Origin of the sequence: Cellulomonas sp. S1-8, assembly GCF_026184235.1 — a bacterium.
Classification (GTDB): Bacteria; Actinomycetota; Actinomycetes; order Actinomycetales; family Cellulomonadaceae; genus Cellulomonas.
On record NZ_CP110806.1, the window covers coordinates 964,796 to 984,794 of the forward strand.

Below are 19,999 nucleotides of genomic sequence, written 5' to 3' on the forward strand. Positions count from 1 at the left end.
GACGGTCGGGATCGGCCGTCCGGTTGCTTCCCGTCGGCGGAGGTCAGCGCAGCCAGCGCTGGAGCTGCTGCCGGGTCGGCACCAGGTCCCACACGACAGCCCGGCCCTCGTTCGTGGCCTCGTCGCCCGGCAGCCGCACCCAGCCGACGACGCGACCGCGTTCGTCGATGCCGGTGGCACGGCTCTCGACGACCGGGGAGCCGGCAGGCCCGGCGAGGGGCACGGGAATGCCCAGCACCCAGGCCACGGCCTGGCGGCGGCCCTGTCGGACCTCGTCGCCGACGACGATGCCGAGGTCGTTCACCGCGGACGCGGTGCTCGGGCCGCCCGACGTCGTCCGGAGCCGGGTCACGCGGTGGCGGTCCATCGTCACGGCGTCGTGGAGCCATGGTCCGCCGTCGCCCGGGACCGTGCCGCCCTGCCAGACGATGCCGACGGCGACGCCCTTCTCGTTGAGGTCCGCCAGCCAGCCCGGACTCGCGCCGAGGTGCCGCAGGTCCGTGCCGCCGAACCACACGGCGCCGATCTGCGTCCCGGACGCGATCGCCTGGATGTCCAACCCGCCGCGCACGTCACCGCGGTCATTGACCTGGTCGGCGCTGGTGGAGCTCAGGCCCGGCGGGGCGGGCAGGTCGGTGACGACGCCGTCCCGCCACACCCAGGCGGTGTTGTCCCCGCGATGCGTCACGCCGACCACCGCGCCCCGCTCGTTGATGTCCCACGCGACCGCGTCGAACCCTCCGGGGGCTAGGTCGTGCAGCTGTCCGTCGCGCCACGCCACCGCCGTGGAGCCCTCGGACCCCGGTGCCGGTGTGCGCATCGTCGTCCCCCCGACCGCGACCCCGTGGTCGTTGACGTCGACCACGCTGCCCCCTTCGACCTCCAGGGGCAGCGCGGGGTCGGGTTGGGCGACGCGGACGGCCTTGTGTCGCCCTTCGTGCACACGTATCCTTATATGCGTACGGGAAGCGACAGGAGTCGACAGATGGATCGCACTGCGGCGCTACCCCCTCACGCCTTCACCTTGGACGAGGCATCCGCAGCAGGCTTCAACGCCCGGACCGTCCAGCGTCTCGCTGCCGACGGTCGGCTCGAACGACTCGCCCATGGCCTGTACCAACGCCCCGAGACAGCCACCTACGACACGGACCTGTACTCCGCCGCGACGCGCGCGCCCGACGCCACGCTCTGCCTGACGTCCGCGCTCGCGCACCACGCACTCATCGACGCCATCCCCGCGAGGATCGGTCTCGCCCTGCCGCGCGGCACCCGCCGCCCCGCCACAGCAGGAACGATCTCGTGGCACCTCTTCGACGCGGAGACGTTCACCGTCGGACGCACCACCACCCAGATCACCGGCACGAGCGCGGTCGTCGGCCTGTACAGCGCTGAGCGTTCCATCGTCGATGCGTTCCGGCTGCGCGGCGTGGTCGGCTACGAGACCGGCATCGAAGCCCTCCGAACGTGGCTCCGACGACGCGGGAGCACGCCTGCCGCGCTGTTGAGCGTCGCCCGCGCCCTGCCGCGCGCGCAGGGACCACTTCGAGAGGCGCTGACGTACCTCACATGAGACCCGGGCAGACGTACGCCGCCCTCAAGCGCGAAGCCGCGGCACGGGAGCGGACGTTCGGCGAGATCGTCACGCTGTACGCCTTGGAGCGGTTCCTCGCGCGCCTGATGCAGACGCCGCACCGGGACGACTTCGTGCTCAAGGGAGGAGTGCTGCTGGCGGCGTACGGGCTGCGTCGCCCCACTCGCGACATCGACGCCCAGCTCATCGACCAGGCCCTCGACGAAGCCCACGTGCTGGCGGTCGTGCAGGCGATCGCTGACGTGCCGGCCGACGATGCGCTGGTTCTGCATGTCGACAGGGCGTGGGTCGAGCCGATCCGCGACAAGGACGAGTACGGCGGTCTGCGGGTGCACCTCCCGGCGCACGTGCACACCTTCGACGTCCGGACCTTCAAGTTCCCGAGTTTCCAGCAGCGAGCACAGGTGGTGACGATGAGGCTCGAAGACCTGACCCCAGAGCAGCGCGCCGAGCTCGAGCAGCTCGGCGCGACCGCGGCGGACCGATTCGAGGCGCTCGAACCTGACGAGGTCACCCTCGCGCGCGTGGAGGACCTGCCCCCCAGCGCCGCTCGTGTACGCGATTCATCGACCAGCGGCTCTGGAGAATGAGGCGCAATCGGTCCGACGTGAGGCCGTGCTGCGCGCTCGCGCCGCCGGACTCTCGTGGCACTCCGTCGCGCTACCGCTCGGCATCACCGCGGAGGGTGCGCGGAAGCGGTACTCACGCGCCTCCTGACTCTGGGGTGCGTGCACGCCCTGCCGACGAACGTGGCCCCTGCCATGCACGACAAGGCCATGACTGCGGCCCCGGAGGGCATCAGGTTCGCAACGGTCGATCCGGTGCACCGAGGATGACCCCATGAGCACCGGTGGCCTGGCGTGGTCCGAGCCTCAGCCCGTTCCGGACGGGACCTGGCACCGCACCGCCGTCGTGCCGTGCGCCCACCGCACGTGCCCCGATGGGGCGATCGTCGTCAACGTCATGACCGGGACCGGTGGGCCTGTCCCGGGCGTCGTCGCGGACCTGGTGGTGAGCGTCGTCGCTGGGCTGCCCGGGCTGCTCGACGACGCGCTCGCGTACCTCGTCGCCACCGCCCGCGCGGACCCGAGCAGCGTGGGGCTCGACGACGCCCCGGTCGGCGGCGACGTCCTCGGTGAGTTCTCCCTCGTCGTCGACGAGTCCGACGAGTGGCTCGTCCACGTCGGTGAGTGCCCGTTCCCCGTCGCGGACCCCTACGGCATCGCCGTCCGGATGCGCGGGCTCCGCCCGGTCGGCCTCGAGGTCCTCGCGGATGCCGAGGAGATCTGACCTGCTGGCGCATGCGTCAGGCGTGCGCCGGTACCCTTGACCCGCGTCGAGGTGGGTCGTCGAGACCTCGTCGGCGTCGCACGGGCCGACGTGGCCGTGGTCGGGGTGTCGAACGGTGCGCTGTTCGAGAGCTCCGCCGCTGACCGGCGTGGCCCGAGCGCCTGTAGCTCAGGGGATAGAGCACCGCTCTCCTAAAGCGGGTGTCGGCAGTTCGAATCTGCCCAGGCGCACAGCAGGGCTCGAGGCAGGGTTGTCGTGGTGCATGCCACGCGGCAGGACGTCGTGCTGCTCCCACTCGTGGTCCACCGGGACGCGCTTCCGTGCCTACGGCAGTAGGTCGAGGTACTTCCTGCGTGCCGGCATCGCATGGATGACGAGCTCGTCAACGCCGTCGAGCACGAGCACGACCGTCTCGAGCAGGCGCGCGCGGGTGTCGAAGCCGAGGCGCAGCTCGCGGTAGGGCGGACCGTCGTCGTCCAGGGTCTCGATCCAGAGCGACCACTCAGCGGCCTGGACCGCGTCCTCCGCTGCGACGCCGTGCTTGAGTGCGCTGCTGTGAACCCTCACGCAGCGAAATGGGCAAGAGCCGCCCGGATTGCCTCGGACCGGGTCATGTCCTGCTTCGCCGCTGCCGTGTCCAGGGCGTCCAGCTCTTCGGCTGTCAGCCGGACGGCCACGACCTGCATGGGCTCGGCGCCGCGGCCGGGGCGCCCACGCCCTCGGTGCTTCAGTGCGTCGACGTCGTAACCCTGCTCGGCCTCATCGGCCCACTGCTGGATCTGTTCGTCGCTCACCATGCCCTTATCGTATGACGAAAAGGCTGTCGTGGCACGCGTCCTGTCAGCCCACGCACGGGGTGCGACTGCTGGATGACCACACCGCCGCGTCGCTCACGCTCACCCCGATTCCCGATTCCGCCGTCAGCACTCGGCGTCCTCGCGCGCCCACTCGAGCTACGCGGCCCGGCCCGACGCCAGTCCTGTTCCTCCTCGTTCGACAGGACCGCACCGTCACGCGGCCCGGCGCGCCGCGAGCATGCCCCCCGCCTCGGCAGCGGCCTCCTGTGCCTGCTTGTGCAGCAGTGCGGCGGCCTCGGTGAACGCGTCCATCGCCGGGTTCACGCCGACGAGGGTCAGCTCGCGTTCGATGACGGTGAGGTCGGCGCCCCAGACCTCGGCGAGCAGGCGGCGCAGGTAGTCGGTGTTGTGGTCCCAGCCGTGGCGCGGCGTGCCCTCGCCGTACGCCCCGCCGCGGGTGGTGACCAGGACGGTCGGCGTGCCGTCGAGCAGTCGGCTGCCGTAGGGCGCGCCGGCGATCGCGAGGTCGACCCACGTCTTGACGTGCTGGGAGACGCCCCAGTTGTACAGCGGCATGGCGAGCACGACGCTCGTCGCCTCCTGCAGCTCGCGGGCGACCTGCTCGGCGGTCGCGAGGCCCGCACGCTGGAGGTCCGTGCGCTCGGCCTCGGGGGTGAAGCCGGCGGAGACGGCGGCGGCCCACGCGTCTGCGGGCAGCGGGTCCCGGCCAAGGTGGCGACGCACCACGGGCGCGTCCGGGTGGGCGGCGACCAGCTGGTCGAGCACGACGTCGGCGAGCTCGCTGCTTGCGGAGCGGTCGCCCTGGATGGTGGCGTCGACGCGGAGGACGGTCATGGCGGGTCTCCCCAGAGTGGTTGGACTTGAGCGTTCAAGTCGCACAGTAGAGCAGCCGTGTTGAAGGTTCAAGTCCCAGGTACGATGCGTCCTGTGACCCCTGAGCGGCTCCGCGAGCCCGACGCCGATGCCGTCGTCGACGCCGCTGACGCCGCGCCCGCCGACGTCACCGACGCTGCGGTGCCGTGGCTGTCCGCCGAGCAGCAGGAGCAGTGGTGGGAGGTCGCCACCTTGGTCATGACCCTGCCAGGGTTGCTCGACGCCCAGCTCCGCCGGGACGCCGGGGTCAACCTCTTCGAGTACCACGTGCTCGCGGCGCTCTCGGAGGTCCCGTCGCACACCCTCGTGCTGAGCGACCTCGCGGCCCTCGCGCGCGGCTCGCTCTCACGGCTCTCGCACGCTCTCACCCGTCTGGAGCGCGCCGGCTACGTCACGAGGGCCGCCTGCACCGACCGCGGCGTCCGGCGCGTCGAGGCCACGCTCACCGCCGCCGGGTACGCGCGGCTCGAGAGGATCGCGCCAGGTCACGTGCGCGAGGTGCGCCGCCTCGTCGTGGACGCGATCACACCTGAACAGCTCGCCGCCCTCGCCGACGCCTCACGCGCGGTCAACGCCGCGATCGACGCGGATCCGCACGAGGAGTGCACGGGCGGCGACGCCTGCTAGGCGCTGGTGTCCGACGCCGGCGAGTCGATCGGTGCACCCGGCGGCCGGCCCCCGTCGGAGGCACGCAGAAGTGCGAGATCACGTCGGACGTACCGCAGGTGCGCCCACTCCTCCTCCAGGATCACGCGGACGCAGTCCCCGACGGTCGGGTGCCAGTCGCCACCGCCCCACGGGTTGTCGCGCTCCTCGGCGAGCAGCTCCGTCGTGGCGGTGGCCAGGAAGTCGGTCACCATCTGCTGCCGCTCGGCTCGCACCGCGAGGATCTCGTCGTAAGTCGGCGGGCCGACGCGGAAGATCGACATGTCGAAGCCCATCGCCTCGGCGCCGGTGAAGATCTGGCCGAGCTCGTGGAACGGCTGCGGTGTCCGCAGGATCGCGCCGCGCAGCCAGGCGTCGGTCGCCAGGACCAGGTGCCGCAGGGTCTGGGCCAAGGACCACTCGTCCTCGACGTGGGCGTCGACCAGGCCTGGCGGCGTGTTCGCAACCGTCGTCGCCCACGCGGCCTGGACGGCGACCCACCCGTCGCGCAGACCCTCGGGGGTCTGGGCCTTCTGCAGCTCACGACCCGGGAACTGCCGGTTCAGCTCGGCCTCCACGAGGGGGACCACGTCGACGCCGTTGACGATGAGCGTGCCGAACATCAGGTCGTGGCTGTCGATGTCGAGCCCGTCCACGTCGACGCCGCGCATGGTCACGCGGCTGACGTCGGAGAATCGCACGGTGGCGCCCTTGAAGCTCGCCCGGACGAAGGTCGCGCCCTCGAACTCCGTGGTGCGGGAGTAGGTCGTCATCGCGCCATCCTGGCACCGCGGTACGACGACAACGGTCGTGCCCGGCAGGAGGCCCGCAGGCGGCGGCTCAGGCCTGGGCGAAGGCCCGCAGGATGTCGGCGCCCGAGGTCACGACCACGGCCTCGTCGCCGAGACCCTCCGGGAGGTGCGCTCGGGTCGACTCGCTGCAGATCAGCGGCGGCACGCCGGGGGCCATGAGGGTCATGTCGCCTCGCTCGGCCACTGCCGCGACGAGGTCCCAGGCCAGCCGGCCGCTCACGTGGTTGACCATGAACCCCTTGCCGGGCTCGCCGATCCCGTACAGATCCGCCGTTCCGTCGTCGAAGTGCAGCTGAGCGAAGTCGAACGCGGGATCGGTGGTCGTCACGTACGGAGCGATGAGCTCGCTGAGCGCGGCGCTGTCCGCCGCCGCCAGCTCGCCGTCGACCATGCGCTGCACGAACACGTCGAAAGTCATGGGTGGAAGCCTCTCACCGGACGCCCGTCGCAGAGAGCAGCGACCCACCGACAGGGTCAACGGGCCGTGTCCTGCCGGCCCACGCGGCGGCGTTCCCGGTACGCCCTGGCCTTGAAGACGTCTCCGCACTCGCCCATCGCGCACCAGCGTCCTGACCGGTTGCGCGACGCGTCGTAGAACACCCACTGGCACTCCGGGTTGCTGCACACCTTGAGCCGCTGCCACGTCCCGGCCGAGTGCGTCTCGCACATGATGACGAACAGTCGCGCGACTGCGGAGGTGAGCCCGTCCGCCGTCCCGGGCGCGGGGGTGAGGCGTGGATGGGACGTGCCGTCCGCGTTCGACTCGAGCGTGACGGTGAGCGGGTACCGGGCGGCGAGGACCTCGAGCGCGTCGGTGTCGCCCGTCGTCACGTACGTCCGCACCGCGTCCCGGAACGTCACCAGCTCGACCGGTCCGTCGCCCAGGCGGTCGACACCGTGGTAGCGGTCGTCGGTGTTGAGCAGTCCCCGCACGACCTCCAACGGCTGAGGGGCGACACCCGGACCACCGCCGTCGCTCACCCACGCCTCGAGCAGTCCCGCCACGGCACGCTCCCCACCCATTGACACGTCGTCGAACGCTGATCATAGTCGTCACCACCGTAAGAGGTTTACTGGTGACTCACCCACGACGCGAGAGGTGCTCATGTCCACGTCCGAACGAACGGCCCCCGAGCGGCCCGGACGGGTGGAGGTGCACCGGGTGCCGACGCGCCTCGGTGTCCTTGCCGTCCACGAGCACGCCTCACCCGACCCCAGCGCTCCGGTGGCCCTGCTGTGGCACAGCATGTTCGCCGACTCGTCCTCGTGGGCCGAGGTCGTCCCGCTCCTGACCCCTCACCGTCGGCTGCTGGTGGTCGACGGTCCCGGGTACGGCGAGAGCGCGCCGCTGACGCGGGTGAGCAGCATCGGCGAGAGCGCCGAGGCGGGCGAGGCGGTGCTCGACCATCTCGGCCTGGACTCGGTCGACTGGGTCGGCAACGCCTGGGGCGGGCACGCCGGGATGCACCTGGCCGCCACGAGCCCGGAACGCATCCGCACGCTGGTGACGATCAGCTCGCCCGTCAACGCGCTGTCCCGGTCGCAGCTGCGGCAGGTCCGGCTGCTCACGGGACTGGTGGCAGCGCTGGGGCCGGTCCGCCCGATCCGCGACATCATCGCCAAGGTGCAGCTGGTGCAGCCCCGTGGTCCGCACCGACCGGTCCTGGATGCCGCCCTCCGCAGGCCGTCACGACGGAGTGTGGCCACGACGGTCCGCTCCTTCATCCTCCACAGGACGGACCTGTCCTGGGCGCTGCCACAGATCGCGGCGCCCACCCTGGTCGTCGCGACGGAGGACCGCTACGACTGGACGCCCGAACGTGCGCAGGCCTACGCCCGGGAGCTGCCGGACGGCGCGTTCGCCACCATCGCCGGGACGAACATCGTGGCCCCGCTCGAGCAGCCGGAGGCCACGGCGGCCGTCGTCCGGACGTTCTGGGCCGAGCGTGCGGGGAACGCCACGTGAGGGGTCCGGGACCCGTCCCCGCCACGAGCGTGGTGGCCGGTGAGCGACGGCACGGGCCGTCCCAGCCGTGGCCGGTGACCGACGCGACGTTCGTCGACGAGGTGCTGCGGGCCGACCGGCCGGTGCTGGTGGACTTCTGGGCGCCCTGGTGCGGCCCCTGCCGGCTGGTGGTCCCGCTGCTGGAGGAGATCGCCGCCGACCAGGCCGGCTGGATCCACGTGCGCACGCTGAACGTCGACGAGAACCCGGTCACCACGGCCGCCTACGGCATCCTCTCGATGCCTACCCTGCTCGCCTTCGCTGACGGCGAGCTCGTCCAGGCAGTGGTCGGCGCGCGACCCCGACAGGTCCTTCGTGCAGAGCTGGCAGCCGTGCTACGCCCCCGGTGATCGACCGCCTGAGCACCGGCGTTCTTCCATGAGGGCGATGGGCGACCCGCGCCGGCCGGACCGGTGCCGGTCAGCCCGGCGATCCACCGAGCTGGCGCCGCTTCATGGCGATGCGGGTGCCGATGGCGAGGTTGATCGTCCCGACCACGAGCGGGAGGACGCCGGTGCCACCCCCGGGAGTGGCGGCCAGCACGACGCCGCCGAGGACGGGGACCGCCCCGCACACGAGGTACGCCCACATGCGTCGGCGCGACGGGGGGAGCAACGCCACCTGGCGCACGTCGCGGAGGGTCGGCCGTCCGGACTCGATCGTCGGTACGGGCGCCGCGCCGCGCGGCCTCGGTGGCGTCGACGGCCACGGGGAGGCGAGCACGTCGGCCGGGTCGGTCTCGAAGCCCGGGTCGATCGGTGTGCTCGGGAGATGGTCGAACCAGAACCGGTCGACGAGCTCGCCGATCCACTCGACAGCCACCCCGCGGCTCACCACGAGGAGCACCTCGCGGTCCTCGTGGATGACCTCCTCGACGCCAGGGACACGCTCGAGCATCGCGATCGTGCCCTCGACGAGACCCTCGTAGGGGTGAGCGGCGGTGTCCGAGAACCCGAGCTCGGTGCGCAGCCGCCCGTCACCCAGGGCGACCACGTTCTCGATCCAGTACACGGGCTCGTCGCAGAGCAGTCCCGGGAGTCTCTCCATGCCCGAGCATCGGTACACCGCACCCGATGTCTGAGGCGCAGCGGGACGCCGGCGGTCACCCACGAGCCGTCCCCCGCGCGATCACCCTACGGACCCGAGCTTGGGGTCCGCCGCCCCCAGCCCGTCGGTCTCCCGCGCCTGCGAGAGCGCGTCGTGCCCGGCCAGCCAGTCACCTCGGGCACGGGCCGTGCGTCCCGCTGCGGGCACGTCAGGAATGGTCACGGTGAGTGTCCACGCTGGTCGTCCCGGCCCCGCGCGTCAGGAGCCGGGCGTACCTCGTACCGCGCCCCCTCCAGTCCTTGACGTCCCCCCCACCCCTCCCTACGTTGTCACCCACACGGCCCAGCACGCGTTCTCCGTCGACGACGACGTCCAGAGAGTCAGAGGTCCCGCAAGGGCTACGCCCGGGCCGCTGTCAACGTTCGTCGGTACCCGGCGGTGCCTCGTGCGGCACGTGGGCAGATGTCGGCCGGACGGGGGGCTCGCCTCCTGCTGCGCCGGCTCCGGAGCGGCACGCAGGGGGAGCGGAACATGATCGGTCGCACCACACGACGACATGACGGGGCAGCAGGGACGGTGCTCCGCGACAACCGGCGCTGGGTCGCGCGGTGGGTGGGAGCGGGCACCGCGGTCGCGCTCGCGGCCGTCGGCCTGGCCGTCCCGGCGCAGGCCGCCGTCGCCACCTTCGACGTCGAGATCACCGTGTCCGGGTCGGGCACGGTCACCGGCGAGGGCAGCTACGAGGCAGGGGAGACGGTCGAGCTGACGGCGACGCCCGCCGCGTCCCACGTGTGGGGCGGCTGGACGTCGGCCGAGCTCGGGTGGATCGGCGCCCGGGTCGGCTCCTTCACGATGCCGGAGGGCGACGTCGTCCTCGAGGCCTCGTTCCGCAAGCAGATGGCGTCGCTCAAGAACGTCTACCGCGACTACTTCGACGTGGGCAACATCTACTCGGGCCCGCAGACGTACGCGGCGGGGTCGCCCAACTCGGCCACGGTCGACCGGCACTACAGCGTCATGACGGCCGAGAACAACATGAAGCCGGACCAGTTGCTGCCGAACAACAACATCGACCCCGTGACCGGTGAGTTCACGTTCACCTGGGATGCCGCGGACGCCTTCGTCGACGAGACGCTCGCGCGCGGCATGGACGTGCACGGGCACGTGCTCGTCTGGCACGGCCAGTCCCCGCCGCGCATCAACAGCGGCGCCACGGGCGGCACGCGTGCGCAGGCCAAGGCGAACATGGAGCGCTACATCGAGGCGGTGCTGACCCACTTCAGCGGTCGCACCGTCTCCTGGGACGTCGTCAACGAGGCGTTCGTCGACGGGCTCGCGGAGTTCGACCCCGCGACCCAGGACTGGCGCGACTTCCTCCGCGGCGGACCGAACGGCGGGTTCTCCAACTGGTACAGCGCGTACGCCAACGGTGCCGACGCCGCGGCGGGCGAGAGCCCGTCCGACTTCCTCTACGACGCGTTCGTCCTGGCGCGGCAGTACGGGCCGGAGACGCGGCTCGAGTACAACGACTTCAACGTCTTCCAGTCCGAGGGCAAGGCGCAGGCGATCATCGCGATGGCGACCGACCTGAACGAGCGGTACGCCGCCGAGCACCCGGACGACCCCCGGCAGCTCGTCGAGTCCATCGGCCTGCAGTCGCACAACTACATCAACCAGACGCCGGCCCTCGCGTGCACGGGCTCGCGCCTGCCGCAGCTGTCCGACGACGCGGCCGAGGAGTGGCAGCCCGGGGCGTGCTCGGACGAGGCCTCGGTCGAGCGCTCCCTCCAGCTGATCATCGAGGCGGGCTTCACGGCCAGCATCAGCGAGCTGGACCTGCAGGTGTGGGAGGCGTGGAACGGCCAGCCCGAGGGGGACGACCGGTCTCAGTACCGCGACCTGACCGACCCGACCGTCGCGGACCGGATCTCCCGGGGCGAGTTCGACTACTGGGTCGGCAAGATCACCAACCGCGCCGAGCTCGAGGCGATACAGGCCCAGCGGTTCGCCGAGTACTTCGCCGTCTACAAGAAGTACTCGACGGACATCAACCGCGTCACGTTCTGGGGGATCACCGACCAGCTCAGCTGGCGGTCCACCCACAACCCGCTGATCTTCAACAGCGACTTCTCCGAGAAGCTGGGGGCGGCCGCCAGCGCCGCCCCCGAGCGCTGGCTCGGCCTGCCCAAGACGATCGTCGACACCTCGAAGCTCGAGCTCGCCCTCGCGCAGGCCAAGGCGCTGGACCTGCGCGGGAGCGTCTGGACCGGCGTCACCCTCGCCAAGGTGAAGGTCGCCATCGCCCGGGTCGCCGCCGTCCTCAAGGCGGGTGGACCGCAGGCCAAGGTGAATGCTGCGACCGCTGCACTGCTCGACGCCGTGGCCGCGCTCGAACGGAAGAAGTGACCGTCCGGAGGTCGTGACGACGCGCCCTCACGCCGAGGTCCCCGCAGGTCCCGGAGCGGAACGACGCTCCGGCGTCCTGCGGGGCCTCGGCCGTGCGGGGCGCCCCGCGCCGGGGCATCCCGTGCGCGCACCCGCCCGGCGGGGGAGGATGGGGAACTTCCGTGACCTTGAGGGGCGTGTGAGTGGCCGGCAACGCGACATCGATGTACAGCAACGCGTCTCTGCTGTCCCTGGCGGCGGTCACCCCTGACCGGGTGACCACGTCCGCGGAGCTGGACGCTCGCCTGCGGCCCGTCCTGGACCGGCTGCGCCTGCCGACCGGACTGCTCCAGCGCATCGCCGGCGTCCACGAGCGCCGCAACTGGACCGAGGGGCAGAGCTTCGACACCGCGACGATCGAGGCGGGGGAGAAGGCGCTCGCCGAGGCCGGCGTCGACCGCGGGCGGATCGGCCTGCTCATCAACACGTCCGTCACGCGGCCGCACCTCGAGCCGTCCGTCGCGGTGCGCATGCACCACGGGCTGGCCCTGCCGTCGTCGGCCGTCAACTTCGACATCGCGAACGCGTGCCTCGGCTTCGTCAACGGCATGAGCCTCGCGGCCCAGCTCATCGACGCGGGGCAGATCGAGTACGCGCTCGTCGTCGACGGCGAGGACGCCGACGCGGTCCAGCACAACACCGTCGCGCGGCTGTCCCGCGAGGGGACGACCCGTGCCGACTTCATGCGCGAGTTCCCGACCCTGACGCTCGGCTCGGGGGCCGTCGCCGCCGTCCTCGGCCCCGCCGACGCGCACCCGTCGGGCCACCGTCTGCTCGGGGGCGTGACGCGTGCCGCCACCGAGTTCAACGACCTGTGCGTCGGCGGCGTCAACGGCATGTACACGGACGCGAAGGCGCTGCTCAAGGGCGGCATGCAGCTCGTCATGGCCGCGTGGAAGGAGGCCCGTCAGCACTTCGACTGGGCCGACATGGACCGGTACGTGATGCACCAGGTGTCCGACGTCCACACCGACGCGATCATCAAGGCCGCGAAGCTCGACCGGTCCCGCGTGCCGCTGACCTACCCGCGCTTCGGCAACGTGGGCCCGGCGTCCATCCCGATCACGCTCGCGCACGAGGCGGCGAGCCTGTCGCCGGGCGACCGCGTCCTGCTCATGGGCGTGGGCTCCGGCATCAACACCGCGATGATGGAGCTCGCCTGGTGACAGGTGCTCCGACGGCACCCGCCGGGTTCCCCCCGGGCGGCCTGCCGGGGTTGGACCCTGCCTGGTCGCGGCTCGTCGCCGTCCGCGAGACGCCGCTCGACGGGTCGCGCACACCCGACCGGCCGCCTGTGCTCAGCACCGCGGACGACGCGGTGACGCACACGTGGCACGTGCTCGACACCGGCCCGCTCCTCGCCGAGCGCGGGGTCACACCCGTCGGGACCCTGCTGTGCGTGCACGGCAACCCGACGTGGTCGTACCTGTGGCGCGACCTCGTCGCTGCCACGCTGGCTGCCGCGGACGTGGCCGCTGCGGACGGCCCGGCCGCCGACGGCGCCGCCGCCGCGTGGCGCGTCGTCGCCGTCGACCAGCTCGAGATGGGCTTCTCGGGGCGCACCGGCACGCACCGGACGCTGCCCCGGCGCGTGCGGGACCTCGCCGACCTCACCGACGCGCTCGGGCTGGACGGGCCCGTCGTCACGGTCGGGCACGACTGGGGCGGCGTCGTCTCGCTCGGCTGGGCCGTCGACCACCCCGACGCGCTCGCGGGCGTCGTGCTCCTCAACACCGCGGTGCACCAGCCCGCGGACCGGCCGATCCCGCTGCCGCTGCGGCTCGCGCTGGCCGCGGTCGGCCCGTCGACGGTCGCGACGCCCGCGTTCCTCGAGACGACGCTCGCGCTCGCGCACCCGGCACTGCCCGACGAGATCAAGGACGCCTACCGCGCGCCGTACCGCACCGCGGAGCGCCGCTCCGGGATCGGCGGGTTCGTCGCCGACATCCCCGCCGGCCCCGACCACCCGAGCGCCGACGAGCTCGACCGCATCGCCGAGGGGCTCCGCGGCCTCGACGTCCCCGCGCTCCTGCTCTGGGGGCCGCGCGACCCGGTGTTCGGCGAGCCGTACCTCGCGGACCTGCTCGAACGCCTCCCGCGAGCACGGGTGCACCGGTACGAGGGCGCGGGTCACCTCGTCGCCGAGGACGTCGACGTCGCGGGCGCCGTGATGACGTGGCTCGCGGACCGCCGCGACACCGACGGCGAGCCGACCGCGGTCCCGACGTCCGCCGTCGCCCGCACCCCGATGTGGCACCACCTCGACGCGCTCGCGGACGACGACACGACCGCGCTGGTCGAGATGGCGCCGTCCACTGGCGGCGGCGTCCGCACCGTCACGTGGCGTCTGCTCGCGCGGCGCGTGCGGGAGCTGGCGGCGGGACTGCACGCCGCCGGGGTCCGCCGCGGCGACCGCGTCTCGCTGCTCGTCCCACCCGGCGCCGACCTCACCGCGACGCTCTACGCGTGCCTGCGCATCGGCGCCGTCGTCGTCGTCGCGGACGCCGGCCTGGGTGCGCGGGGGCTCACGCGTGCGGTGCGGGGTGCACAGCCCACGGTCGTCGTGGGGGAGCGCAGGGGTCTGGCCGCAGCGCGCGCGCTCGGCTGGCCCGGGTGGCGCGTGTCGACGACCGAGCTGCCGCCCGCGACCGCCGCAGCCCTCGGCGTCGAGCTGAGCCTGCCGGAGCTCGTGGACCTCGGTGCCGGGACCGACCTGCCGGCCGCGCCGTCCCCCGACGACCTCGCGGCGATCCTCTTCACGTCCGGGTCGACCGGACCGGCCAAGGGCGTCGCGTACACGCACGCGCAGCTCGGCGCGATGCGCGACGCGCTCGCCGCCCAGTACGACCTGGGCGTCGGGACGGGGCTCGTCGCGGGCTTCGCGCCCTTCGCGCTGCTGGGGCCGGCGCTCGGCTGCCGTTCGGTCACGCCCGACATGGACGTCACCGCACCCCGCACCCTCACGGCGCGGGCGGTCGCCGCCGCGGCTCACGCGGCCGCGGCCGACGAGGCGGGCACGACGGTGGTGTTCCTCTCGCCCGCGGCCGTCGCGAACGTCGTGGCGACGTCCGGCGAGCTCACGGCGGACGACGCGCGGGCGCTCGGGCGCGTCCGGCTCCTGCTCTCGGCGGGTGCGCCGGTGCGCGAGGGGCTGCTCGCGGCGATCGGGGACCTGCTGCCCGGCGCGGTGCCGCACACGCCGTACGGCATGACCGAGGGTCTGCTGCTCACCGACGTGACGCTCGAGGAGATCCGGGCGGCCGGGTCCGGCGGGGCGTCGGGCGGGGTGTGCGTCGGGCGGCCCGCGGCGGGCGTGACGGTCCGGATCAGCGCCCTCGACGACGACGGGCGCGCGACCGGGGCGCTCGCGGGGACGCCCGACGTGACGGGCGAGGTCGTCGTCGCCGCACCGCACGTCAAGGACCACTACGACCGGCTGTGGCTGACCGACCGCGAGAGCCGGCGCGGGACGCCGGACGGCGACGGGGCGACGCGGGTCGAGGTGGGGTCGCCCGCGGACGACGTCGCACCGGACGCGCGCTGGCACCGCACCGGTGACGTCGGGCACCTCGACGCCGCGGGCCGGCTCTGGGTCGAGGGGCGCCTCGCGCACGTCCTCGTCACCGCGGACGGACCCGTCACCCCGGTCGGCCCGGAGCAGCGCGCGGAGTCCGTGCCCGGGGTGCGGCGCGCGGGCGTGGTCGGCGTCGGGCCGCGCGGCACCCAGCAGGTCGTCGTCGTCGTGGAGACGGACGCGGCAGCCCGCCGGCCCGCGCTCGCGACACCCGCGCTCACCGCGGCGGTGCGGGCCGCCGTCGGACGGGACGTCGCGGCCGTGCTCGTCGTGCCCGACCTGCCGACCGACGTCCGCCACAACTCCAAGATCGACCGTGCCCGGCTGGCCGTGTGGGCCGACGGGGTGCTGGCCGGCGGACGGCTGAGGAAGCCGTGAAGGTCCTGGTCACGGGCGCGTCCGGCCTCCTCGGCCGCACGACCGCCGCGCGTGTCCGCGACGCCGGGCACGAGGTCCGCACGTTCCAGCGCCGGCCCAGCGGGGTCGACGGCGTCCACGACTCCCTCGGCTCCCTGACGGACCCCGACGACGTCGACCGCGCCGTCCGCGGCGTCGACGCGGTCGTGCACCTCGCGGCCAAGGTGTCGCTCAGCGGGGACGCGGCCGACTTCCGACGCGTCAACGTCGACGGCACGGGCGCGCTGCTCGCCGCGGCCGCACGGCACGGCGTCGCGGACGTGGTGCATGCCTCGTCGCCGTCCGTCGCGCACACCGGGACGGCGATCGTGGGCGGGGACGCGGCGCGGGCCGACCCGCTCCGGGCGCACGGCGACTACGCGCGCACCAAGGCCGAGGCCGAGCTCCTCGCGCTCGCTGCCGACGGCGACCTGCGGGTCGTCGCCGTCCGGCCGCACCTCGTGTGGGGGCCGGGCGACGAGCAGCTCGTCGCGCGCATCGCCGCGCGGGCCCGCACCGGCCGGCTCCCGCTGCTCGGCCACGGCGCCGCCCTCATCGACACGACGTACCTCGACAACGCGGCGTCCGCGCTGGTCGCGGCGCTGCACCGGCTCGGCGACGACGACGGGGTCGTGCGCGGTCAGGCCTACGTCGTCACGAACGGCGAGCCGCGGACCGTCGCGGAGATGCTCGCGGGGATCTGCGTCGCCGTCGGAGCCCCCGCACCGTCGTACCGCGTGCCCGGCGCGGTGGCGCGGGGGGCGGGCGCCGCGGTCGAGGCCGCCTGGGACCACCTTCCGCTGCGCAGCGCGGACGGCGAGCCGCCGATGACGCGGTTCCTCGCGGAGCAGCTGTCGACCGCGCACTGGTTCGACCAGCGCCGCACGCGCGCCGACCTGCGGTGGAGGCCGGAGGTGTCGGTCGACGAGGGGCTGCGCCGGTTGGCGGAGTGGCACGCAGCAGGCGGGTGACCGACGACGGGACCGGGCGAGGAACCGAAGTCCACGCCCGGCCCCGTCGTCGAGGCGTCAGACCTGGCCGGGCGAGGGCTGCGGGTCCGTCGCGGGAGCGATCGCGGCCGCAGGGGCGGGCACGGCCGCGGGAGCGGGTGCGGCCTCGGACGCCGACGCGAGGGCGGGCTCGTCCGGCGTCCGCGCGGCGGCGAACGCCGCGCGCAGGGTCGCGAAGGAGCCGAGGGCACCGAAGCCGAGCGCCCAGGCGAAGTCGGGCATGTAGTCGGGGAGAGCCTCGGGCAGGACGTCCCAGAACAGCGGCCAGAAGCCCGCCTGGGTGAAGGACTCCCAGGCGCTGAGCCCGCTCGCCTCGCCGAAGGCCACCGCAGCGTCGTAGACGATCCCGGCGAAGAAGGCGACGACGAGGGTGACGGCTGTCGTCAGGAGCACCACCGCGGCGCCCACCCGGCTGATCCGGCCGGCGCCCCAGACGTACAGGCGCAGTGCGACGAACGCGACGACGGCACCGACGATCGCGGCGACGAAGCCGAGGCCCCACACGATCACCCAGGCCGCGACTCCGACCGGCAGGGTGACGAGGGCGGCGAGCGTCCCGCGTCCGATGTTCTCGCGGGCCGCGGCGGGCGGCGTCGGCGCGACGACGTCGGCGGAGGTGTCAGACATGGGGACTCCCGGATGGTGGCCCAGGACAGCCCTGGGCGAGCGGGAGCAGCGTAGCGATCGGGGAGCACCCTGCACGGGCGTTTTCCACAGGCGCAGGACAGGCGGACACGGCAGGGCGTGCGCGGCCCGCGCCCGGCCTGCAACCGACCCGCAACCGGCCCGCACCCGACCCCCCGAGCGGGTGAGGATCGTCACGGATCATCGTGTCCAGGCGCGGTGGACCCCGACCGTGCGCCAGACTGGAGGTCCTCCGGTCGTCGCGCGCGGTCCCACGGACCGTGCCGCGGTGGTTCACCGGACGCCGGAGCGTGGCAGCATCGGCGTGAGCACAGGGCGGCGCCGACGACGCGCCGCGCGAACGGCCCGGACGTCCGTGTCCGCGCCCGGGCACCGAACGACCGCGTCCGCGGTCGCGAGGTGGCGCCCGACCGTTCGGTGTGGCCGCGACAGTGACGCGCTGCGCCGCGATCGCGGCGCGGACGTCGAGAAGGAGGAGCTGTGGCACGACCTGGCCAGCGCCGGTCCGGTCGCGCGCGCACCGAGCCCGGCGCCGAGCGACGCGGCGCTCCGCGCACCGACCCCGGCACCCAGCGCCGTCGCTCCTCACGTCCCGCCGAGCAGGGCATCATCCCGGTGCTCGCGGGGCTCGCCCGCGAGGTCGACGCCGCGGTGCAACGTCCCCCGACGCGTCCGGCGGTACGCACCAAGTTTCAGGTCGTGGCTCTGCTGGTGCGCGAGGAACGGGCCCGGTTGATGGCCGGCGGCGGCCCGAACGAGCGCCGCGCGAAGGACCTCAAGCGACTCGACGAGGTCGCCACGCAGCTGGCCAGGACGGCGGCCCGGGACACCTCCCTGCTGGAGCTCCTGGCCGAGGACGCCCGCGTCTCCGACGCCGCGAGGGCCTACAAGGCCACCGTGATGCGCGCCGGAGGCCTGGAGCCGCCCGAGGAGCCCGAGCCCGCCGCGCCGGCCGCCCCGGTCGCACCCGCTCCGGGCACCGAGAAGCGCGTGGTGCCGCGCTCGGTGATCTCGCGGCAGCTCGCCAACCCGTTCCTCGCACCGGACTTCGAGGCCGCGGCACAGCGGGCCGCTCCCCGGGCGCGCAGGCTGGCGGGCTGGGAGCTGCTCGACCCCCTCTTCCGGTCCTTCGAGGAGGCGGCGACCGGCGCGCCCGCCTGCATGCCGCTGCCCGAGCCGCGCCCGGTGCCGACGCCCGCCGGCCGGGAGCTGATGCCGCACCAGGCCCGGGTCGTCGCGGCCGCCGCCCGTGGCCACCGCACGTTCCTGCTCGCCGACGAGCCGGGGCTCGGCAAGACCGCCCAGGCTCTGCTCGCCGCCCAGGCGGCCGACGCGTTCCCGCTCCTGGTCGTCGTCCCCAACGTCGTCAAGACGAACTGGGCCCACGAGGTCGGTCTGTGGACGCCGCTGCGCCAGCCCACCGTGGTCCACGGCGACGGCGACAAGATGGACGGGTTCGCGGACGTCGTGATCGTCAACTACGAGATCCTCGACCGGCACGTCGGCTGGCTCGGCGACCTCGGCTTCCGCGGCATGGTCGTCGACGAGGCGCACTTCATCAAGAACACGAGCTCCCAGCGCTCCAAGCACGTCCTGGCGCTCTCCGAGCGAATCCGCGCGCGCACCGCCCGGCCGCTGCTCATGGCGCTGACCGGGACGCCGCTGATCAACGACATCGAGGACTTCCGCGCGATCTGGCAGTACCTCGGCTGGATCGACGCCACCAAGCCGCTCGGCAGCCTGATGGAAGCTCTCGAGGACACCGGCCTCACCCCGGCGGACCGGGGCTTCTACGCCGCCGCCCGCACCGCCGTCATCGACATGGGCATCGTGCGTCGTCGCAAGATCGACGTGGTCGCCGACATCCCGGCGCGCCGGGTGGCGGACCTGCCCGTCGAGCTCGACGGCGCCGTCGGCCGCTCGATCCGTGCCGCCGAGGAGGCGCTCGCCCAGCGGCTGGTCGGCCGCTACCGGGCCGCCGTCGCGGCACGCGGCGCCGAGGTGGACGGGGTCGACCCGGACCTCGCGCGTCGGGTCGCCGCCGCCGAGCTCAAGGACGCGAGCTCGAAGGCCGGGGGCGAGAACGTCTTCACGATGGTCCGCCGGATCGGCCAGGCCAAGGCCGGGCTGGCCGCGGACTACGCCGCGCAGCTGGCCCGCAACGTCGGCAAGGTCGTGTTCTTCGCCAAGCACGTCGACGTGATGGACACCGCCGAGCAGACCTTCGCCGACCGCGGCATCCGGTACGCCTCGATCCGCGGCGACCAGACGCCCCGGGTGCGCGCCAAGAACATCGCCGCGTTCGTCGACGACCCCGAGGTGGCGGTCGTGGTGTGCTCGCTGACGGCCGCCGGTGTGGGGCTGAACCTGCAGGTCGCGTCCAACCTGGTGCTGGCCGAGCTGTCCTGGACGCACGCCGAGCAGACCCAGGCCATCGACCGGATCCACCGCATCGGCCAGGACGAGCCCGTCACCGCGTGGCGGATCATCGCCGCGCAGACCATCGACTCCAGGATCGCCGAGCTGATCGACGCCAAGTCAGGTCTGGCCGCCCGCGCGCTGGACGGGGCGGGGGAGGACGACGACACGTCGTCCACGGACGTGCAGCTCGACGCCCTGGTCGGGCTGCTCACCGACGCGCTCGCGGACGAGGGCGCGGGCTGGGCGTGAGGGTCAGGTTCCTCTGCCGGCTGCTCGGTCACCGCCCGACGAAGATCCCGCGCGACGACGAGGGCGGCGGGTTCTCGTACGCGTGCCTGCGGTGCGGCGCCGAGGGCATCCGCCCCCCGGCACCCCCGTCAGCACGCCGGTAGCGCCCCCCGGGGAACCCCCCCGCGAACCGCTTGCT

Annotated in this window: 21 protein-coding genes and 1 tRNA gene; 12 read left to right on the forward strand and 10 right to left on the reverse strand. The window is 73.4% G+C overall.

Translation table 11 applies throughout. The features are described 5' to 3' along the window. Positions 1 to 43: 43 nt before the first annotated feature. Entirely contained in the window at positions 44 to 865 is an 822-nt protein-coding gene (locus OKX07_RS04430; RefSeq protein WP_265630649.1) for a hypothetical protein, read from the reverse strand. Positions 866 to 985: 120 nt separating this feature from the next. Between OKX07_RS04430 and OKX07_RS04435 the strand changes: the two genes are divergently transcribed. From OKX07_RS04435 to OKX07_RS04450, 4 genes are all read left to right on the forward strand, one after another. After that, positions 986 to 1,570 (forward strand): type IV toxin-antitoxin system AbiEi family antitoxin domain-containing protein, encoded by a 585-nt coding sequence (locus OKX07_RS04435; protein ID WP_265630650.1) that lies wholly within the window; start codon positions 986 to 988, stop codon positions 1,568 to 1,570. Next, positions 1,567 to 2,181, forward strand: a complete 615-nt coding sequence (locus tag OKX07_RS04440; RefSeq protein WP_265630651.1) for a nucleotidyl transferase AbiEii/AbiGii toxin family protein — start codon at positions 1,567 to 1,569, stop codon at positions 2,179 to 2,181. The genes OKX07_RS04435 and OKX07_RS04440 overlap by 4 nt, the downstream gene beginning before the upstream one ends. Before the next feature lie 250 nt (positions 2,182 to 2,431). Then, complete coding sequence (locus tag OKX07_RS04445; RefSeq protein ID WP_265630652.1) at positions 2,432 to 2,881, forward strand: hypothetical protein; 450 nt, start codon at positions 2,432 to 2,434, stop codon at positions 2,879 to 2,881. Positions 2,882 to 3,038: 157 nt separating this feature from the next. Then, positions 3,039 to 3,111 (forward strand) — tRNA-Arg (locus OKX07_RS04450). Positions 3,112 to 3,205: 94 nt separating this feature from the next. Here OKX07_RS04450 and OKX07_RS04455 read toward each other — a convergent pair. From OKX07_RS04455 to OKX07_RS04465, 3 genes are all read right to left on the reverse strand, one after another. Further along, on the reverse strand, positions 3,206 to 3,448 hold the full coding sequence (locus OKX07_RS04455) for a toxin (RefSeq protein ID WP_265630653.1): 243 nt from the start codon (positions 3,446 to 3,448) through the stop codon (positions 3,206 to 3,208). Further along, positions 3,445 to 3,678, reverse strand: a complete 234-nt coding sequence (locus OKX07_RS04460) for a ribbon-helix-helix protein, CopG family (protein ID WP_265630654.1) — start codon at positions 3,676 to 3,678, stop codon at positions 3,445 to 3,447. The genes OKX07_RS04455 and OKX07_RS04460 overlap by 4 nt, the downstream gene beginning before the upstream one ends. A 213-nt stretch (positions 3,679 to 3,891) precedes the next feature. Continuing rightward, positions 3,892 to 4,533, reverse strand: coding sequence for an FMN-dependent NADH-azoreductase (locus tag OKX07_RS04465; protein ID WP_265630655.1), 642 nt, complete (start codon positions 4,531 to 4,533; stop codon positions 3,892 to 3,894). A 93-nt stretch (positions 4,534 to 4,626) separates the two neighbouring features. Here OKX07_RS04465 and OKX07_RS04470 point away from each other — a divergent pair, with 93 nt between their 5' ends. Then, positions 4,627 to 5,199, forward strand: a complete 573-nt coding sequence (locus tag OKX07_RS04470; protein WP_265630656.1) for a MarR family winged helix-turn-helix transcriptional regulator — start codon at positions 4,627 to 4,629, stop codon at positions 5,197 to 5,199. Here the strand turns inward: OKX07_RS04470 and OKX07_RS04475 are convergent. From OKX07_RS04475 to OKX07_RS04485, 3 genes are all read right to left on the reverse strand, one after another. Beyond that, the gene (locus tag OKX07_RS04475; RefSeq protein ID WP_265630657.1) at positions 5,196 to 5,990 is read right to left on the reverse strand and encodes a DinB family protein; all 795 of its coding nucleotides are present in this window, start codon (positions 5,988 to 5,990) and stop codon (positions 5,196 to 5,198) included. The two genes, OKX07_RS04470 and OKX07_RS04475, sit on opposite strands and share 4 nt — an antisense overlap. Positions 5,991 to 6,057: 67 nt before the next feature. Beyond that, positions 6,058 to 6,447, reverse strand: a complete 390-nt coding sequence (locus tag OKX07_RS04480) for a hypothetical protein (RefSeq protein WP_265630658.1) — start codon at positions 6,445 to 6,447, stop codon at positions 6,058 to 6,060. Between the two features lie 56 nt (positions 6,448 to 6,503). Next, positions 6,504 to 7,034: a CGNR zinc finger domain-containing protein gene (locus OKX07_RS04485; RefSeq protein ID WP_265630659.1), complete on the reverse strand. Its 531-nt coding sequence runs from the start codon at positions 7,032 to 7,034 to the stop codon at positions 6,504 to 6,506. Positions 7,035 to 7,191: 157 nt separating this feature from the next. Between OKX07_RS04485 and OKX07_RS04490 the strand changes: the two genes are divergently transcribed. Together OKX07_RS04490 and trxA are read left to right on the forward strand one after the other, a co-directional pair. Continuing rightward, the gene (locus OKX07_RS04490) at positions 7,192 to 7,995 is read left to right on the forward strand and encodes an alpha/beta fold hydrolase (RefSeq protein ID WP_265630660.1); all 804 of its coding nucleotides are present in this window, start codon (positions 7,192 to 7,194) and stop codon (positions 7,993 to 7,995) included. Continuing rightward, a complete protein-coding gene (gene trxA, locus OKX07_RS04495) occupies positions 7,992 to 8,384 on the forward strand; it encodes a thioredoxin (RefSeq protein WP_322746824.1) in 393 nt (130 codons plus the stop codon). The genes OKX07_RS04490 and trxA overlap by 4 nt, the downstream gene beginning before the upstream one ends. A 70-nt stretch (positions 8,385 to 8,454) precedes the next feature. On the opposite strand, the gene OKX07_RS04500 is transcribed toward trxA, so the two are convergent. Then, on the reverse strand, positions 8,455 to 9,081 hold the full coding sequence (locus OKX07_RS04500) for a hypothetical protein (protein ID WP_265630661.1): 627 nt from the start codon (positions 9,079 to 9,081) through the stop codon (positions 8,455 to 8,457). Between the two features lie 81 nt (positions 9,082 to 9,162). Beyond that, positions 9,163 to 9,288: a hypothetical protein gene (locus tag OKX07_RS04505; RefSeq protein WP_265630662.1), complete on the reverse strand. Its 126-nt coding sequence runs from the start codon at positions 9,286 to 9,288 to the stop codon at positions 9,163 to 9,165. A gap of 369 nt (positions 9,289 to 9,657) precedes the next feature. Here OKX07_RS04505 and OKX07_RS04510 point away from each other — a divergent pair, with 369 nt between their 5' ends. The 4 genes from OKX07_RS04510 (at position 9,658) to OKX07_RS04525 (ending at position 16,467) form a co-directional block, all read left to right on the forward strand. Further along, complete coding sequence (locus tag OKX07_RS04510) at positions 9,658 to 11,487, forward strand: endo-1,4-beta-xylanase (RefSeq protein ID WP_265630663.1); 1,830 nt, start codon at positions 9,658 to 9,660, stop codon at positions 11,485 to 11,487. Positions 11,488 to 11,690: 203 nt separating this feature from the next. Then, positions 11,691 to 12,692, forward strand: a complete 1,002-nt coding sequence (locus OKX07_RS04515) for a 3-oxoacyl-ACP synthase III (RefSeq protein WP_416220822.1) — start codon at positions 11,691 to 11,693, stop codon at positions 12,690 to 12,692. Beyond that, complete coding sequence (locus tag OKX07_RS04520) at positions 12,689 to 15,478, forward strand: alpha/beta fold hydrolase (protein WP_265630665.1); 2,790 nt, start codon at positions 12,689 to 12,691, stop codon at positions 15,476 to 15,478. Before OKX07_RS04515 ends, OKX07_RS04520 begins: the two co-directional genes overlap by 4 nt. After that, a complete protein-coding gene (locus OKX07_RS04525) occupies positions 15,475 to 16,467 on the forward strand; it encodes an NAD-dependent epimerase/dehydratase family protein (protein WP_265630666.1) in 993 nt (330 codons plus the stop codon). Before OKX07_RS04520 ends, OKX07_RS04525 begins: the two co-directional genes overlap by 4 nt. Positions 16,468 to 16,524: 57 nt before the next feature. Here OKX07_RS04525 and OKX07_RS04530 read toward each other — a convergent pair whose 3' ends face one another. Next, complete coding sequence (locus OKX07_RS04530; RefSeq protein ID WP_265630667.1) at positions 16,525 to 17,133, reverse strand: hypothetical protein; 609 nt, start codon at positions 17,131 to 17,133, stop codon at positions 16,525 to 16,527. A gap of 498 nt (positions 17,134 to 17,631) precedes the next feature. Between OKX07_RS04530 and OKX07_RS04535 the strand changes: the two genes are divergently transcribed. Continuing rightward, complete coding sequence (locus tag OKX07_RS04535; protein ID WP_416220823.1) at positions 17,632 to 19,821, forward strand: DEAD/DEAH box helicase; 2,190 nt, start codon at positions 17,632 to 17,634, stop codon at positions 19,819 to 19,821. The last annotated feature ends 178 nt before the right edge of the window (positions 19,822 to 19,999 follow it).

Bases quoted from the DNA above. Each gene is read 5' to 3' on its own strand.
- OKX07_RS04440 (WP_265630651.1), top strand. From the start codon at position 1,567: ATGAGACCCGGGCAGACGTACGCCGCCCTCAAGCGCGAAGCCGCGGCA.
- OKX07_RS04465 (WP_265630655.1), bottom strand. From the start codon at position 4,533: ATGACCGTCCTCCGCGTCGACGCCACCATCCAGGGCGACCGCTCCGCA.
- OKX07_RS04460 (WP_265630654.1), bottom strand. From the start codon at position 3,678: ATGGTGAGCGACGAACAGATCCAGCAGTGGGCCGATGAGGCCGAGCAG.
- OKX07_RS04515 (WP_416220822.1), top strand. From the start codon at position 11,691: ATGTACAGCAACGCGTCTCTGCTGTCCCTGGCGGCGGTCACCCCTGAC.
- OKX07_RS04475 (WP_265630657.1), bottom strand. From the start codon at position 5,990: ATGACGACCTACTCCCGCACCACGGAGTTCGAGGGCGCGACCTTCGTC.
- OKX07_RS04500 (WP_265630661.1), bottom strand. From the start codon at position 9,081: ATGGAGAGACTCCCGGGACTGCTCTGCGACGAGCCCGTGTACTGGATC.
- OKX07_RS04530 (WP_265630667.1), bottom strand. From the start codon at position 17,133: ATGTCTGACACCTCCGCCGACGTCGTCGCGCCGACGCCGCCCGCCGCG.
- OKX07_RS04480 (WP_265630658.1), bottom strand. From the start codon at position 6,447: ATGACTTTCGACGTGTTCGTGCAGCGCATGGTCGACGGCGAGCTGGCG.
- OKX07_RS04445 (WP_265630652.1), top strand. From the start codon at position 2,432: ATGAGCACCGGTGGCCTGGCGTGGTCCGAGCCTCAGCCCGTTCCGGAC.
- OKX07_RS04435 (WP_265630650.1), top strand. From the start codon at position 986: ATGGATCGCACTGCGGCGCTACCCCCTCACGCCTTCACCTTGGACGAG.